The 15,153-nt window shown below is 66.5% G+C and carries 15 protein-coding genes and 1 pseudogene; 5 read left to right on the forward strand and 11 right to left on the reverse strand.

Annotation, left to right across the window (positions count from 1 at the left end; all coding sequences use genetic code 11):
* The 5 genes and pseudogenes from JO236_RS07390 to JO236_RS07410 form a co-directional block, all read left to right on the forward strand.
* On the forward strand, positions 1-282 hold a 282-nt coding region (locus tag JO236_RS07390), incomplete at its 5' end, for an AMP-binding enzyme (protein ID WP_416362183.1).
* Between the two features lie 116 nt (positions 283-398).
* Positions 399-1,424, forward strand: a complete 1,026-nt coding sequence (locus JO236_RS07395; protein ID WP_293326791.1) for an acyl-CoA dehydrogenase family protein — start codon at positions 399-401, stop codon at positions 1,422-1,424.
* Positions 1,421-2,539, forward strand: coding sequence for an acyl-CoA dehydrogenase family protein (locus JO236_RS07400; protein ID WP_293326794.1), 1,119 nt, complete (start codon positions 1,421-1,423; stop codon positions 2,537-2,539). The genes JO236_RS07395 and JO236_RS07400 overlap by 4 nt, the downstream gene beginning before the upstream one ends.
* A 121-nt stretch (positions 2,540-2,660) precedes the next feature.
* Positions 2,661-2,918 (forward strand): hypothetical protein, encoded by a 258-nt coding sequence (locus tag JO236_RS07405; protein ID WP_416362184.1) that lies wholly within the window; start codon positions 2,661-2,663, stop codon positions 2,916-2,918.
* Between the two features lie 674 nt (positions 2,919-3,592).
* A pseudogene (locus JO236_RS07410) lies at positions 3,593-4,270 on the forward strand (phosphoribosyltransferase); the annotation flags it as partial.
* 2 nt (positions 4,271-4,272) lie between these two features.
* Here the strand turns inward: JO236_RS07410 and JO236_RS07415 are convergent.
* The 11 genes from JO236_RS07415 to ftsW form a co-directional block, all read right to left on the reverse strand.
* Positions 4,273-4,632 carry a hypothetical protein gene (locus JO236_RS07415; RefSeq protein WP_293326796.1) on the reverse strand — a complete coding sequence of 120 codons (360 nt, stop codon included), beginning with the start codon at positions 4,630-4,632 and terminating at the stop codon, positions 4,273-4,275.
* 75 nt (positions 4,633-4,707) lie between these two features.
* On the reverse strand, positions 4,708-5,520 hold the full coding sequence (locus JO236_RS07420; RefSeq protein ID WP_293326799.1) for a DivIVA domain-containing protein: 813 nt from the start codon (positions 5,518-5,520) through the stop codon (positions 4,708-4,710).
* Positions 5,521-5,746: 226 nt separating this feature from the next.
* A complete protein-coding gene (locus JO236_RS07425; RefSeq protein ID WP_293326882.1) occupies positions 5,747-6,037 on the reverse strand; it encodes a YggT family protein in 291 nt (96 codons plus the stop codon).
* A 177-nt stretch (positions 6,038-6,214) separates the two neighbouring features.
* The gene (locus tag JO236_RS07430) at positions 6,215-6,862 is read right to left on the reverse strand and encodes a cell division protein SepF (protein WP_293326801.1); all 648 of its coding nucleotides are present in this window, start codon (positions 6,860-6,862) and stop codon (positions 6,215-6,217) included.
* Between the two features lie 68 nt (positions 6,863-6,930).
* Positions 6,931-7,719: a YggS family pyridoxal phosphate-dependent enzyme gene (locus JO236_RS07435; RefSeq protein ID WP_293326804.1), complete on the reverse strand. Its 789-nt coding sequence runs from the start codon at positions 7,717-7,719 to the stop codon at positions 6,931-6,933.
* 5 nt (positions 7,720-7,724) lie between these two features.
* Positions 7,725-8,432 carry a peptidoglycan editing factor PgeF gene (gene pgeF, locus JO236_RS07440; RefSeq protein WP_293326806.1) on the reverse strand — a complete coding sequence of 236 codons (708 nt, stop codon included), beginning with the start codon at positions 8,430-8,432 and terminating at the stop codon, positions 7,725-7,727.
* 55 nt (positions 8,433-8,487) lie between these two features.
* Positions 8,488-9,633 (reverse strand): cell division protein FtsZ, encoded by a 1,146-nt coding sequence (gene ftsZ / locus JO236_RS07445; RefSeq protein WP_293326808.1) that lies wholly within the window; start codon positions 9,631-9,633, stop codon positions 8,488-8,490.
* A gap of 258 nt (positions 9,634-9,891) precedes the next feature.
* Positions 9,892-10,833, reverse strand: coding sequence for a cell division protein FtsQ/DivIB (locus JO236_RS07450; protein WP_416362185.1), 942 nt, complete (start codon positions 10,831-10,833; stop codon positions 9,892-9,894).
* Complete coding sequence (gene murC / locus JO236_RS07455; protein ID WP_293326812.1) at positions 10,827-12,314, reverse strand: UDP-N-acetylmuramate--L-alanine ligase; 1,488 nt, start codon at positions 12,312-12,314, stop codon at positions 10,827-10,829. The genes JO236_RS07450 and murC overlap by 7 nt, the downstream gene beginning before the upstream one ends.
* Complete coding sequence (murG, locus tag JO236_RS07460) at positions 12,311-13,501, reverse strand: undecaprenyldiphospho-muramoylpentapeptide beta-N-acetylglucosaminyltransferase (RefSeq protein ID WP_293326814.1); 1,191 nt, start codon at positions 13,499-13,501, stop codon at positions 12,311-12,313. The genes murC and murG overlap by 4 nt, the downstream gene beginning before the upstream one ends.
* Positions 13,498-15,147: a putative lipid II flippase FtsW gene (ftsW, locus tag JO236_RS07465; protein ID WP_293326816.1), complete on the reverse strand. Its 1,650-nt coding sequence runs from the start codon at positions 15,145-15,147 to the stop codon at positions 13,498-13,500. The genes murG and ftsW overlap by 4 nt, the downstream gene beginning before the upstream one ends.
* Positions 15,148-15,153: the final 6 nt, after the last annotated feature.

Consider the following 15,153-nt stretch of genomic DNA (forward strand, 5'->3'; position numbering starts at 1 on the left):
ATCTATCCCGCGCAGGTGGAGGCGGCCCTCAACGACTTGCCGGAGATTGCCGATTCTGCAGTTGCGGGCATACCCGATGAACGATTGGGTGAGGTTCCAGTCGCTGCTGTTGTGCTGCACCGCGGCGCCACGGGTGACGGCGAGGCGATCCGGCAAGCCCTCCGGGCCTGCCTGGCCGCCTACGAACTTCCCCGCCGCGTCGTGTTCGTAGACGCAATTCCGCGCCATGAGACCGGCAAGGTCAACCGTGACGAGGTTGCGAAGCTCGTTCAGGAACTGTGACCATGGCGACGGATCCATTGCCCGCACCGATAGCGGTGAGCGACACTGAGTTTCGCGTGCAACTTCGTGAGTGGTTCGCATCGAACCCCGGCCCTGAACTTCCCGCGTCTATCTCCGTGGGCGACGATGTGGGCGTCGATTACGTTGCCGCCCAGCGTCAGTGGCAGAAGCGCCTGGCCCAGGCCGGTTTAGCAGGGATAGCCTGGCCGACTGAGTACGGCGGCCAAGGTGCATCGCCGCTGCGGCAACTGATTTTTCACGAGGAGCATCAGCGCGCCGGTGGACTTGGCGGTGAGCCATTCTTTGTCGGCTTGTCCCACGCGGGCCCCACGATCATCGCCGAAGGCACCGAAGAGCAGCGCCGTCGCTGGTTGCCGGGCATTCTCACCGGTGATCTGCTGTTCGCACAGTGCTTCTCCGAGCCTGGTGCCGGTTCGGATCTGGCGTCAATCACCACCCGCGCCATCATCGACGATGGCTATCTGGTCGTGAACGGCCAGAAGCGGTGGAACACCCGCGCTCAGCACGCCGACATGTGCGAACTGCTGGTGCGCACAGACCCCTCCGACCGGTATGGCGGCCTGACCTACGTGATTGCGGATATGCGCACGCCTGGCATCACCATCCGCCCGATCACCGCCATCACCGGTCGACCGGAATTCTGTGAAGTCTTCTTCGACGACGCGCGTATTCCGTTAAAAAATGTCCTCGGGGAACTCGGGCAGGGGTGGAAAGTCGCGACAACGACGCTGTTGTTCGAGCGAAGCACCGCGTTCGCGGCCACGGTCATCGGTCTGCAACGGGTGGTCGTTGAGCTTGCCGAGACGTACGCCGACGACATCGTGTTACGGCAGCAGCTGGTTGAGCTGGCCGACGACGTGAACGTCGCTCGCGCGCTGCTCTATAAAAGCGTGTCCGAGCAGAAGCACGGCGAGGAACCGGGACCGGCCAGCAGCGCCCTGAAACTGATCGCCACTGAGCTAAACCACCGAATCCGCAAGTTCGCAGTACTGGCCGGCGAGACCGACATCTACGACTATTTCGAATCATTCGGTCTGCTCATCGGTGGCGGCACGTCCGAGGTACAGCGCAACATCATCGCCGAACGGGTGTTGGGGTTGCCGAAAGAGCCTCGCCGGTGAGCGGTCACGATCAGTCGATCGTCAACGAGCTACTCGACTTTCTCGACACGCACCTGCCGCGGTTCCGCGCCGAATACGGTGAGCGCACCGACTTCGCGGCGAGCCGCGCCTGGCAGCGCCAACTCGACATCGGCGGGTGGGTGGGCCTCGATTGGCCAGCCGAATATGGCGGTCGCGCACTGAACCTGGCGACCCACGTTGCGTGCGAAGCCGCGCTCAGTGAGTCCGGAGCACCACAGATCGCCGGATTCATTGGTGTCAACACGGTCGCGGCCGCGATCATGCATTTGGGATCGCCTGAACAGAAACAGTATCTGCCTGGCATCCGAAGCGCCGAACTGCTGTTCTGCCAAGGGTTCAGCGAACCCGGCGCCGGCAGCGACCTCGCCAGCCTCCGCACCCGCGCGAGCGTTGGCTCCGATGGCTTCGTCCTCGACGGCCAGAAGGTGTGGACATCGCACGGCGCCGAAGGCGACCAGTGCTTGGTCTTGGCTCGTACGACTCCGGTAGACAGCAATGGTCGATCCCCCCGCGGTTTGTCGCTGTTTCTTGTGCCGTTGGACGTTCCTGGTGTGACGGTGGCGCCGATCATGCAACTGAATGGAGGCGCGGAGTTCGCCGAATTGTTTTTCGACAGCGTGTCGTTGCCTCGGACGGCGCTGCTCGGTCCGCTCGACGACGGGTGGCGAGCCGCGATGAGCACCCTGGCCCATGAGCGCGCCGCGGCGATGATGCTGGCGATGCGAACCCGTGCACAGGTGCGAAACGTGACAGGACAGCACATGCGCACCGTCCCCGCCTATCGCCGTGACGACCTATTGCGTCTCTACGTCGAATCCGAAGTACTTGGGTTACTCGCCGAACGATCGATCGCAGAGATCGGCGCGGGCACTGTGGGTCCGGCACAGTCGTTGGTGAAGCTCAGTTGGAGTCAGGTAGATCAACAGTATGCAGAGCTAATTTTCGACCTCCGCGGCGCTGCAGCCGCCAGCGGGCTTGCACCGGCCGCCACAGATGCTCTGCTCTTCAGCCGCTCGAGCACGATCGCCGCGGGCACCACCGAGGTGATGAAAAACATCTTGAGCGAGCAAGTGCTTGCGCTCCCGCGGTCGTAAAGGTCATTGCCGCTGTCACAGACCGCTTCCTAGGCGGAAACCTGATTTGCGGCGAACGCCATGGTTGTTGGTGCATTCGGGGTCAAGATGGCTTAGACCAGGAGCTGGAAGGATTTCCCCGGTGAGCATTTCGCGGCTGCTCGAGATGGCAGCGACGAGTGATCCCGACAGGATCGCCGTCGTGAGCGACGGCGTTCGGCTCACTGCCGCCGAATTGAGCGACCTCTCCGATCCCGCGGCGGCAATTATCACTGGTTCGGGTGCCCAGCACGTTGCGTATGTCGGTGTTGGCGGGGTCTTACAACCGCTTCTGGCCTTCGCCTCGGCGCGTGCAGCCGTGCCGTACACGCCGATCAACTACCGGTGTGAGGGTATTTAGGAACTGCTCTCCCGACTAGCCAATCCACCACTTGTCGTGATCGACTCGCGCTACCGCGCGGCGGTTGGGGAACGATTCGACCGCGTAATAGAGAGCCGCGACTTCTTGACGCGCACGCGCGATCCGGAGCCGCTGGGTAAACCGCTACCGGTGCGAATCATGGACGGTACCGGTGCGGTGCGATAGCCGGTCCGCGCCGTTAAGGATCGCTCACATGCTGTCGCCGGCGGCGAGACCGTGCCGCCATGGGTGCTCGCGATGGTCCCTGCTACAGGAAACGTCCCGCGGTTCGTCGTCGCCGTGGCGATCATGGGTGAGACGATCGCGCGCCGGTTGTCAGAAACGAAACGGCGACAACTCAAGTTCGTAGCTACCCGGATCAACGCGTGGTGGAATCAAAGGAATTAACGACACCCGGCATCACCACGTCGGCACCTGGTCGAACCATTCGAGGTCACCACCAGGTATCCGGACATCCCTTCACCAGCCGTGAGATCGCTGGTCAACGACTCAGCTGAAAAATCTCAACCCGTGTCGTAGGTGGCCGAGTCCCCCTCGGGCACAATTTGCCTGGTGTGTCGCCGACGATCTTGGCCACGGCACCGAAGTTGTAAAGCAGCGTGAAAGATGTTGTTAACGTGCCGGCCCCGCGTCGTAGGCTGAGCGAGACAACCATGAACCCACCGAGTGGCTTTCTAAGGCGCACCGCAATGCGCACCTTCCACGACCGCCGCGAGGCGGGCCGCGTCCTGGCGGGGCAACTCGCGGCATACCGCGACGCGAACGATTTGCTCGTGCTGGGGCTGGCGCGGGGGGGCGTGCCCGTGGGCTGGGAGGTCGCGTCGGCACTGCACGCCCCGCTGGACGTGTTCCTGGTGCGCAAACTCGGGGTGCCGCGGTGGAGCGAACTGGCCATGGGCGCACTGGCCAGCGGCGGTGGGCTCGTGATGAACGACAGCGTGGTTTCCAGCCTGCACATCACCGACCAGCAGGTGCGCGAGGTGATCGAGAGCGAGACGGTCGAACTCCGCCGACGCGAGCACGCATACCGGGGTGGCCGCCCCCCGGCCAACGCACGCGGCAAGACGGTGATCCTGGTCGATGACGGGGTCGCCACCGGTGCCAGCATGCTGGCTGCGGTCCGGGCGCTGCGGGCAGAAGGCCCGAAATCGATCGTCGTCGCGGTTCCCGTCGCGCCGCCGTCAGCGTGCCGCGAGCTCGCGCGGGAGGCCGAGGACGTGGTGAGCGTCAGTAGCCCAATCGTCTTCGATGCCGTCGGAGAGGTGTATGCCGATTTTCGCCAGGTCAGCGACGACGAGGTGCGCGACCTATTGGCCACACCGACCGTCTGACGCTATTTGGCGTTCTCTTCGCCGCTCTTATCGGCGGGTACGGTCGACTCCGCCGGCTCTGCGGATTCGTCGGTGACGGTATCGTCCGACTCGTCCTCGTTGGGCGCTTCCTCCGGGTAGTCGACGGCGTCCTCGTCCTCGTCGTCCCCGGCTGCCTCATCTTCGTCTTCGTCTTCGTCTTCTTCGTCTTCGTCGCCCGCATCACGTCGCTGCCGTTCGCGTACCGCGTCGATGATCAACAGCACCACGCCCAGGACACTGGCACCGATGCACACCCAGGCCACCAACTCGTTGCTGGTAACCACGGCGAACACCAACGCGACGAGCCCGATAACGGCTAACACCAGGGCGATGATCAGCATTGCGCATCCTCCAGCCGACGGCGACTGCCAAACCTACCACTGCGTGTCAGCCGTGGAGTTCGGCGCGCCGCTGGACTAGTTGTTACCCCGATTGAACTGGTCGAACCCGCCGGCGTCCGCGCTGGAGTCGACCGGGGCCGCCGATCCCCGCTGACCGAGCTCCTCGAGCTGGGATTCCAGGTACGTCTTGAGCCGGGTGCGGTACTCACGTTCGAACGTGCGCAGCTGCTCGAGGCGGCCTTCCAGCACCGTGCGCTGCTGGTTGATGGTTCCCATGATCTCGGAATGCTTGCGTTCGGCGTCCGCCTGCAGGGCGTCCGCCTTCTCCTGCGCCTGGCGCAACTGGCTTTCGGACCGGGTCGACGCGTCGGCCAGCATGGCGTCAGCACGCTGCCGGGCGTCGGTGACCGTGGTCTCAGCGGTGTGCCGGGCTTCGCTGATGATCTGCTCGGCGTTGGCGCGGGCATCGGCGAGCATCTTGTCCGACTCGGCCTTCGCTGTGCTGGTCAGCCGGTCGGCGGTGTCCTGGGCCAGACCCAGCACGCGAGCGGCCTTCAAGGCCTGCTCCTCGGTGGTGCCGGCCGAGGCGACGGGTGCCTGGGCGACGGGTGCGGGTGGAGGCTTGACAGGTTCGGGTTCGGGTTCGAAGACCGGCATGGCCTGGGTCGGCTGGGCAGCGACACCTGCACCGGCGCCGCCACCCGCGGCCAACTCCTGGTCCAGCTCGTTGATCCGCTGGCGCAGATCGGAGTTCTCCTCGATGAGCCGCGTCAGCTCGTTCTCCACCAGGTCGAGAAAAGCGTCGACCTCGTCTTCGTTGTAGCCCCGCTTGCCGATTGGCGGCTTACTGAACGCCACATTATGGACGTCGGCTGGTGTAAGCGGCATTGTTTTCCCCTCGAGTTCCTGTCAAACGATCTGGAAAGTGTAGAACGGAGTGGTAGCCGTTGTGCAACTGCCGTCCATCCTGTCACACCAGACTCGGCGGTTGCCGATTAGACCAATAAATAAGGACCGATTTCAGACTTTAAGGGAAATGAAATCGAAATCCTTAGCTCCGAAATCCGACCGCATCAAAACCGTCGCCGAACCGTGGCCGATGATCTTCAGACGCTCAGGCGGAGGCCCCCAGAGCCAGTTGCATGCCGATAAACGCAACCAACAACAGCACCATGATGGACAGATCAAAGCGGACCGCGCCAATGGTCAGTTGCGGGATCAGCCGACGCAGCAGTTTCACCGGCGGATCTGTGATCGACAGGATGATCTCCAGGATCACCACGGTGATGCCGGTGGGACGCCAGTCACGGCTGAACGAGCGGATGAACTCGACGACCACCCGCGCGATCAACAGGAGCCAGAAAACGAACAGCACCAAACCAAGGATGTGAAGAAACAGCACCAGCAATTGGAAGCCCCGACCTTACCGATGAACCTGTGGTAGCCCGCATAGCGCGCGGCCAACATCTCGCAGCCAGCCTACCGACTCCGGGGGCCGGCCCACATCTTGTGACGTCCTCCCAGAAAGCGCCGAGCCCGGCGGTCACCTAGTGACAACCGGGCTAGACGGTGAGCGTTTGCGTTATTGGTAAGCGTAGAAGCCGGTTTCGGCTATCCGGCGGCGTTCCTCGGGAGATACGTCGACGTCGGCGGGCGACAGCAGAAACACCTTGGTCGCAACCTTGTCGAACGAGCCGCGCAGGGCGAAGGCCAGGCCGGCCGCGAAGTCGACCAGCCGTTTGGCGTCTGCGTTGTCCATCGACACCAGGTCCATGATGACCGGGGTGCCGTCCCGGAACCGTTCACCGATGGTGCGGGCCTCGCTGTAGTCCTTGGGCCGCAGCGTGGTGATCTTCGACAGCGGGTGGCCTTCCTCGAACATCATCGCCATCCGGCGCGGGTCCATCGCCAGCGCGCCGCGGGTGGAGCCGCTGCGCAGCCACGACCCCAGGCGCGGGCGTCCCATCTCGGGGCGGTCGAACTCGCGGCCCCGGAAGGGCGGCGGCTCATCCGCGTAGCCGCCGCGATAGCTGCTGGGCGGCGGGTAGTCCGGCTCGCGAAGATCGCCACGGGGATCCTCGTAGTCGCGACCCTCGTAGCGGCCATACCCGTCGTCGAATCGAGGACGAGGGAAACCGCGGGAGGGGGCGCGGTCGTCGTAGTACTCGTCGTCGTAGTCCTCCATCGGAGCCATCCCGAAGTAGGCCTTGACCTTGTGCAGTGTGCTCATTGCGTGTGACCCCTTCTAGCCCCTGGGATTTCTGTTGTCTGTGATGAAGGTGTGACTACAGTGACTAATTACGGTGACCGTAACCGGCGCGGGCCCAATAGCGCGGTACCGACACGCACACACGTCGAACCATGTTTGACGGCAATTTCCAAGTCGTTCGACATACCCGCGGACAATCCCAGCGCATTCGGGTGCGATTTCAGTACCCTGCGGTGCTCCAATCGCAGCCGCTCAAACGCCTGATCGAGGTCCCAATCCAACGGGGGGATGCCCATTAACCCGATCAGTTCCAGGCTCTGCGACTGCTCGACCTGGTCGCACACCCGGTCGACCGCGCCCGACGCCGTGAGGTCAACGCCACCGCGCGACACGTCGCCGTCGAGGCTGACCTGGATGTAGACCCGAAGCGGATCTTCCCGACGGCCCTCGCCCAGGGCGGTGGTCACCGCGCGATCCAACGCGGTCACCAATTGCGGGCTGTCGACCGAGTGCGCGGTGTGCGCCCAGCGCGCCAGCGATCGGGCCTTCTTTCGCTGGATCTGGCCCACCATGTGCCAGTGCATGGTCCGCGAGTCCGTGTGCGCCGACCCCGTCAAAAGCGCAGTGAGTTCGGTCACTTTCGCCGAAGCTTCTTGCTCTCGCGATTCGCCAACCGCCCTAACACCCAATCTCGACAAAATCGCAACGTCGGTTGCTGGAAAGAATTTGGTAATGGGGAGAAGTTCAATTTCGCTGACATTGCGGCCGGTGGCTTCGGCGGCCATCGCAAGCCTGGATCGCAGCGACGCCAACGCATGGGTCAATTCCGATTCGCGGTTACTCCCGCTTGATCCCGGGTCCGACAGACCAACCGCCATGGCCGTCACTCCATCCAGACCAGCGACGCCAGCCGCCCGGTCGGCGCATCCCGGCGGTGGCTGAACAAGGACGGATCGGCCACCGTGCAGCGCGGATCGATGTCGATCGACGTGATGCCCAAACCGCGCAGCTGACAAGCGATTCCGGCCCGAAGATCGAGGCCCGGTGTCCCGCGCGAGGTGGTGGTGCGACTGCCCGGCAGCGTCTTTTCGACCTCATCGGCCATGGCGGCGGGCACTTCATAATTGCGGCCGCTGACCGCAGGACCCAGCAGCACCGATATGTCGCCGACGTGGGCACCCAGGCCCACCATCGCCTCCACCGCGCGCGCCACCACACCCCGCTGGGCGCCGACGCGGCCGGCGTGGACGGCCGCGGCTACGCCGGCGCGCGCGTCGGCCATCAAGACCGGCACGCAATCGGCCGTCACGACGGCAAGCGCCAGTCGGGGCATTCGGGTGACCACCGCGTCGGTGTCGTCGAAAGCACCGTCACGCGGTCCGTCGACCACCTCGACCCGATCGCCGTGGACCTGGTTCATCCACACCACCCGATCGCCGGGCAGGCCAATGGCCGCGGCCAGCCGGGCTCGGTTGGCGGCCACCGCCGCCGGGTCGTCACCGACGTGATCGCCCAGGTTGAAGGTGTCGAACGGCGGCGGCGACACACCTCCGGCCCGGGTGGTCGTCACCCGCCGGACGCGCACGCTCACATGCCCAGTATCCGGAATCCTTAAGGCATGCGACGTGTCGCAGTCACCGGGCACCTCAGCGGCGCATGAAGGGCGGCACGTCGACGTCGTCGTCATCGCCGCCGATGCTGAGCGTCGCACCGTTGGTGTGCACCGGCACGCTCACGGCGTCGACCGGCTCAAACAACGTCGAGGAGAGCCTGCCGGCCTTCGCCGACTCGATCCGATGCGCCCCGCCGGTCTCAACTCCGCCTACCAGCGGCTTGCGGCCGGGACCGCTGGCTTCAAAACCCGCCGCAATCACCGTGACCCGCACCTCGTCACCCAGCGAATCGTCGATGACGGTACCGAAGATGATGTTGGCATCCTGGTGCGCCGCGTCTTGCACCAGCGAGGCCGCCTCGTTGATCTCGAACAGGCCCAGGTCGCTGCCGCCCGCGATGGACATCAGCACGCCCTGCGCCCCCTCCATCGAGGCTTCCAGCAGCGGCGAGTTGATCGCGATCTCGGCTGCCTTGAGCGACCGTCCTTCACCCCGGGCCGAGCCGATGCCCATCAGCGCTGTGCCGGCACCGGACATGATCCCTTTGACGTCGGCGAAGTCGACGTTGATCAGCCCGGGCGTGGTGATCAGGTCGGTGATGCCCTGCACACCGTTGAGCAGCACCTCGTCGGCGCTGCGGAAAGCGTCCATCAGAGAAACCGCGGCGTCACCCATCTGCAGCAGCCGGTCGTTGGGGATCACGATGAGCGTGTCGCAACTTTCCCGCAGCGCGGAAATGCCGGCTTCGGCCTGGTTACCGCGCCGTTTGCCCTCGAACGAGAAGGGCCGGGTGACCACGCCGACGGTCAGCGCGCCCAACTTGCGCGCGATGCTGGCGACGACGGGGGCCCCGCCGGTGCCGGTGCCGCCGCCCTCGCCGGCTGTGACGAACACCATGTCCGCGCCGCGCAGCAGCTCCTCGATCTCTTCTTTGGCGTCCTCGGCCGCTTTGCGCCCGACATCAGGGTCGGCGCCGGCGCCGAGCCCGCGGGTGGACTCCCGGCCGACGTCAAGCTTGACGTCGGCATCGCTCATCAACAATGCCTGCGCATCGGTGTTGATCGCGATGAACTCCACACCCTTGAGACCCTGCTCGATCATCCGGTTGACGGCGTTGACGCCGCCGCCACCTATACCCACGACCTTGATGACTGCCAAGTAGTTGTGCGGGGGGGTCATCATTCGTCTTCCTCCCTGATGGTTCTCCCGGCGGTGTGTCTGCTTGCAAAACCCTCAACCTCAACCATAGAGTTAGAGTTATGTCAAGTAGTTCCGCGTAACCAGAACCGTATGGGTACGGCGGGTGCTAACCGCGCAGGCGCGCCGACGCGTTGCACGCAATTTTCGATTTGCTCGCAGCGAGTCATGCCGGCGTGGAGGCCGCTGGGTCGCGTGTCACGGCAGCGCGCCGCAGCGCGGTTTGGCCGCTCGGCCCACTTACTTGACCGTCGGTAGATCGGGGCTGGACACGTCGTAGGTCTTGCCCGGCTGGGTCAACAGCGCGGCCAGCTTTTCGGCCTTCTCCGCGGCACGCTCGGTAGTCCCCCACACCACGACCCGCCCGTCGCCGAGGGTCAGGGTGATGGAGGACACCGAGGGGGCCGCAATGCGACCGACCTGAGCTAGCACCTCGGGCCGCAGCGTCAGCAAAACCTGCAGCACCGCCTTCGTCGCCGGGTCGTTCGGGCCCGGATCGTCGACGTCGATGTACGGCAGGTCCGGCGGTGGCGGGGCCGTCGCGAAGTCGACGCCGTCGTGGTCAAAGAGGTGCGGGCCGTCCGGGAAGTCCTTGACTACCACCGGGACTCGCTCGACGATGGTGATCCGCAGCGCCGACGGGTACTGGCGCTGCACTCGTGCGCTGGCCACCCGCCGGATGGCCGCCACCCGGTCGGCGACCTGGCTGGTGTTGATCTGCAGCAGCGGCGTCCCGGGCTTTATCCCCGCGGCGTCGAGGACCTCTTCGCGGGTCACCGCGCCGATGCCGGTGACGACGATGTTGCGGGCCGACATCGCCGGCGTGAAATACAGGATCAGCCCAAGCCCGATCGCGACGACGACCAACAGCACGCTCGCGAGCAGCATCTTCAAGCCCCGAACTACGCCCCGCGCAACGGGTTTGGGCTCGTTGACGATCCGCCCACCGGCCCGTCGTTTGGCGTCCCGGCGGGCCTCCTCGATCGCCATGGCGCGGGCCTGAGCGGCGCGACGCTCGGCACGTTCCCGGCGGGCCCGCCGGCGTGGCCCCTCGGGTTCGGCGTGGTCCGCCGCGACCTGACCCTCCCGCTGCTCGGAGCTCGCCTCGGTGGTGGCGGCGGCGAGGTCGGGCCCCGCGTCGTCGGCGACGTCGGGCCCGGCGTCGTTGGGCTCGCTCACCACAACACCCCGGGCCGACCGGGGGCGCTGTGGTTGGCCCGCGCCCGCAGCGCGGTCAGGATCTCCGGACCCAGCAGCGTCACGTCGCCGGCGCCCATCGTGACGATCACGTCACCGGGACCGGCGGCCGCGGCCACCTGCTCGGCGGCCGCCGAGAAATCCGGGAGATAGCGCACCGGCACGCCGACGTGCTCGGCAATGCTGGCTCCGCTGACACCGGGAAGCGGTTGTTCGCGAGCACCATAGACGTCCAGCACGAACACCTCGTCGGCGGCATCCAGCGCACTGCCGAACTCGGCGGCGAAAGCCTTTGTGCGCGAATACAAGTGAGGCTGAAACACGACCAGCGACCGACCGCCGCCGTCCTGCTCGAGCATGTTGCGTACGGCGGCCAGCGTCGCGCTGATCTCCGTGGGGTGGTGGGCGTAGTCGTCGAACACCCGCACCAGCGACTTCGGGGCCTCGCCGACGCCCGAGGTCCCGACCAATTCAAACCGGCGACGCACACCCTCGAAACTGGCCAGCCCGTCGAGTACGTCGTCGACTTGAGCGCCGACGTCGACCGCCGCCAGCAGCGCGCCCAACGCGTTGAGCGCCATGTGCCGTCCGGGCACCGACAGCCGCATCGCGCGCACAGGCGGGCTGTCCGGGTCGGTGGCCAGCTGGATGTGCGCGACCGCCTCGGTGCCGTATTGCTCCCAGGACACCAGGGTCGCCGCCAGGTCCTTTCCCGAACACCCATAACGCAGGACCCGGATGCCCAACTCGGCGCTGCGCTCGGCCAGCCCGGCGGCTCCGGGGTCGTCGGTGCACACCACCAGCGCCCCTCCGGGCGCGAGCCGGTCCACGAAGGAGTCGAACACCTCGACATACGCTTCGGCGCTGCCGTAGAAGTCGAGGTGGTCGGACTCGATGTTGGTGACCACCGCGACGTCGGGCGTGTACTCCAGCAGCGAGCCGTCGCTTTCGTCCGCCTCGGCAACGAAGCAGTCCCCGCTGCCATGGTGGGCGTTGGTGCCGGCCTCCCCCAGCTCGCCGCCGACCGCGAAGGACGGGTCACGCCCGCAGTGCTGCAGGGCGACGATCAGCATCGACGTCGTGGTCGTCTTGCCGTGGGTGCCGCTGACCATCAACGTGGTCCGCCCCTGCATCAGCCTGGCCAGCACGGCCGGACGCAGGATCACCGGGATGCCGCGGCGGCGTGCTTCGACCAGCTCCGGGTTGGTCTTGGGGATGGCGGCATGCGTGGTGACGACGGCGGTCGGGCCGCCGGGGAGCAGATCCAGCGACGACGCGTCGTGCCCGATCCGGATCTCTGCGCCGCGCGCGCGCAGCGCGTGCACACCGCGCGATTCCTTGGCATCCGACCCGGACACCAGCCCGCCCCGGTCGAGCAGGATGCGGGCGACGCCCGACATTCCGGCTCCGCCGATGCCGACCATGTGCACCCGTTGCAGCTCGGGTGGCAACCGGCCGTCGATCATGCTCGTCTCCGCGCCGCAATGTCCAAAGCGGCCTGGGCGACGTGGCGAGCGGCGTCCGGGTGTCCCACCTGGGCGGCGGCTGCCGTCATGTTCGCCAGCCGCTGCGGGTCGTTAAGCAGGCCGCCCACCTCGCGGGCCACCAAGGCCGGAGTGAGGTCGGCATCGTCGACCACCATGCCACCACCGGCGTTGACCACCGGCAGCGCGTTGAGCCGCTGCTCACCGTTGCCGATCGGCAGCGGCACGTAGATCGCGGGCAGGCCGACGGCCGAGACCTCCGCGACCGTCATCGCGCCGGAGCGGCAGATCGCCAGGTCCGCGGCGGCGTACGCGAGATCCATCCGGTCCAGATACGGCACCGCCACGTAGGGCGGATCCCCCGGGTCGGGCGTGCGCAGGTCGAGGGTGTTTTTGGGCCCGTGGGCATGCAGCACGGCCACTCCCGCGGTGGCCAGTTCGGCGGCGGCCGCCGAAACCGCCCGGTTGAGCGACACCGCGCCCTGCGAGCCGCCGAACACCAGCAACACCCGTGCGTCGCCGGCGAAGCCGAAGTGCGTGCGGGCTTCGGATCGCAACGCGGCACGATCCAGCGCGGTGATGGTCGAGCGCACCGGCACCCCGACCACCTCGGCGCGTCGCAGTCCGGAATCCGGCACCGCGGACAGGATCCGGTCGGCGCTGCGGGCACCGACACGATTGGCTATCCCGGCGCGCGCGTTGGCTTCGTGAATCACGACGGGGATGCGTCGCCGCACACCGGGGATCCCGCGGGCGGCGAGGTAGGCCGGCAAGGCCACATACCCACCGAAGCCGACGACGACATCGGCGTCGACGACGTCGAGCACCGCCCGGGTTTCCCGGACCGCACGCCACACTCGGGGCGGTAGCCGGGCCAGGTCCCCGCCGGGTTTTCGGGGCAGCGGGACCGGCGTGATCAGCTCGAGGTGATATCCGCGCTCGGGCACCAGCCTGGTCTCCAGCCCGCGGTAGGTGCCCAGCGCGGTGATGCGAACTCGCGGGTCCAGGGCGGCCAGAGCATCGGCGACGGCCATCGCCGGTTCCACATGCCCGGCGGTGCCGCCGCCGGCCAGCACAACCGACAAAGGATCAAGGAACGACGAGGCCACACCGGCGGACCGGGGGCTTACGCCCAGCCCGCCGGCCGGTTCCTTGACCAAGTCGTTCACCCGTAACGCTGACCTTCCAGTGCGCTAGCGCGCCGTGCATGACGCTGGCCGGCGTAACGCTGGCCAGATCCATGATGCCCTGATCGGCGGGGGGAGCGATCAACTGCGTGGGGTATTGCCGTTCGCGCGGGCCGGGCCGGCTTCCGGGAGACCTTGCGTGGGGCCTTCTGGGCGGGCTGACCGGGCTTCTTCGGAGACTTGGCCGCCTTGGCCGGGCGCGAGCGTCCCTTGCGGTCCCGGAACGTCTCGAGACGGCTCGGCACATACGGCTCTGGCAGCGGCAGCCGCAGCAGCCGGTTCATCTTGTCGTAGCCGCCGGCACGCAGCGCGGCGACGGCCTCGGGTTCGTGACGAGCCGCATTGGCCATGATTCCTATCATGAAAAGCGTTGTGGCCGTTGATGTTCCACCAGCGGAGATCAGCGGCAGCTGCAGCCCGGTCACCGGCAGCACGCCGATCACGTAGCCGATGTTGATGAACGCCTGGCCCAGCACCCACATCGTCGTGGTGGCGGTCAGCAACCGCAGGAACGGGTCGGCCGACCGGCGCGCGATCCGCATGCCGGTGTAGGCGAACAGCCCGAAGAGCCCCAGCAGGCCGAGCGCGCCGATGAGACCGAGTTCCTCCCCGATGATGGCGAAGATGAAGTCATTGTGCGCGTTGGGCAGATAGTTCCACTTGGCGACGCCCTGACCGAGGCCGTCGCCGAAGATGCCGCCGTGGGCCAGCGCGAACTTGGCCTGCCGGGCCTGATAACCGGTGTCCTGCGGGTCGTTTTCGGGGTCCAGCCATGACCGCACCCGGTCTGACCGATAGCCCGCGGACATCGCCAGAATCGCGCCGGCAACAAAAACCGCGGTCAGCGAGCTGACGAACACGCTCAACGGCAGCCCGGCGTACCACAGCAGGGCCAGCAGGATGATGCCCAGCGACACCGTCTGGCCGAGGTCGGGCTGGGCCACGATCAACGCCAGCGCGACGACCGCGGCCGGCACCAGCGGAATCAGCATCTCGCGCAGCGAGGCCCGCTCCATGCGCCGGGCCGCCAGCAGATGCGCGCCCCAGATCGCGAAGGCGATCTTGGCCAGCTCCGAAGGCTGCATCGAGAAGCCCGCGATCACGAACCACTTCCGCGAGCCGTTGGCCAGGTTGCCGATCCCCGGAATCAACACCAGCACCAGCAAGATGATGGTGATCGCGTAGCTGACGAATGCCAGCCGCCGGATGAATCGCACCGACATCCGCAACGAGGCATAGCAGGCGATCAGCCCGATGATCGTCCACAGCACCTGCTTGCTGAAGATCACCCAGGCCGATCCGTCGGCGCCATAGGAGCGCACGCCGGAGGCCGACAGCACCATGATCAGGCCGAGCGTGGTCAGCAGGGCGGCGACCGCGATGATCAGGTGAAACGATGTCATCGGCCGGCCCAGCCAGCTACCGAAGCGGGTGCGCGGGCCGCCTTGAGCCGTTATCTCCTCGGTGGATTCGGGGTCCACCGGGTCGTTCGGGGCCTCCGACGCTGTCGCGGCCTCCGATGCCTCCGATGCGTCCGTCTCGGCCGGTTCCTGCGCCTCGTCAGCCCGGGCGACGGCGGCGTCGTTTTTCTTGCCCCGGCGCCGCAGCCGGGTCAGCGCGTTACCCACCCCCGC

Source organism: Mycobacterium sp. (assembly GCF_019247635.1).
Taxonomy (GTDB): Bacteria; Actinomycetota; Actinomycetes; order Mycobacteriales; family Mycobacteriaceae; genus Mycobacterium.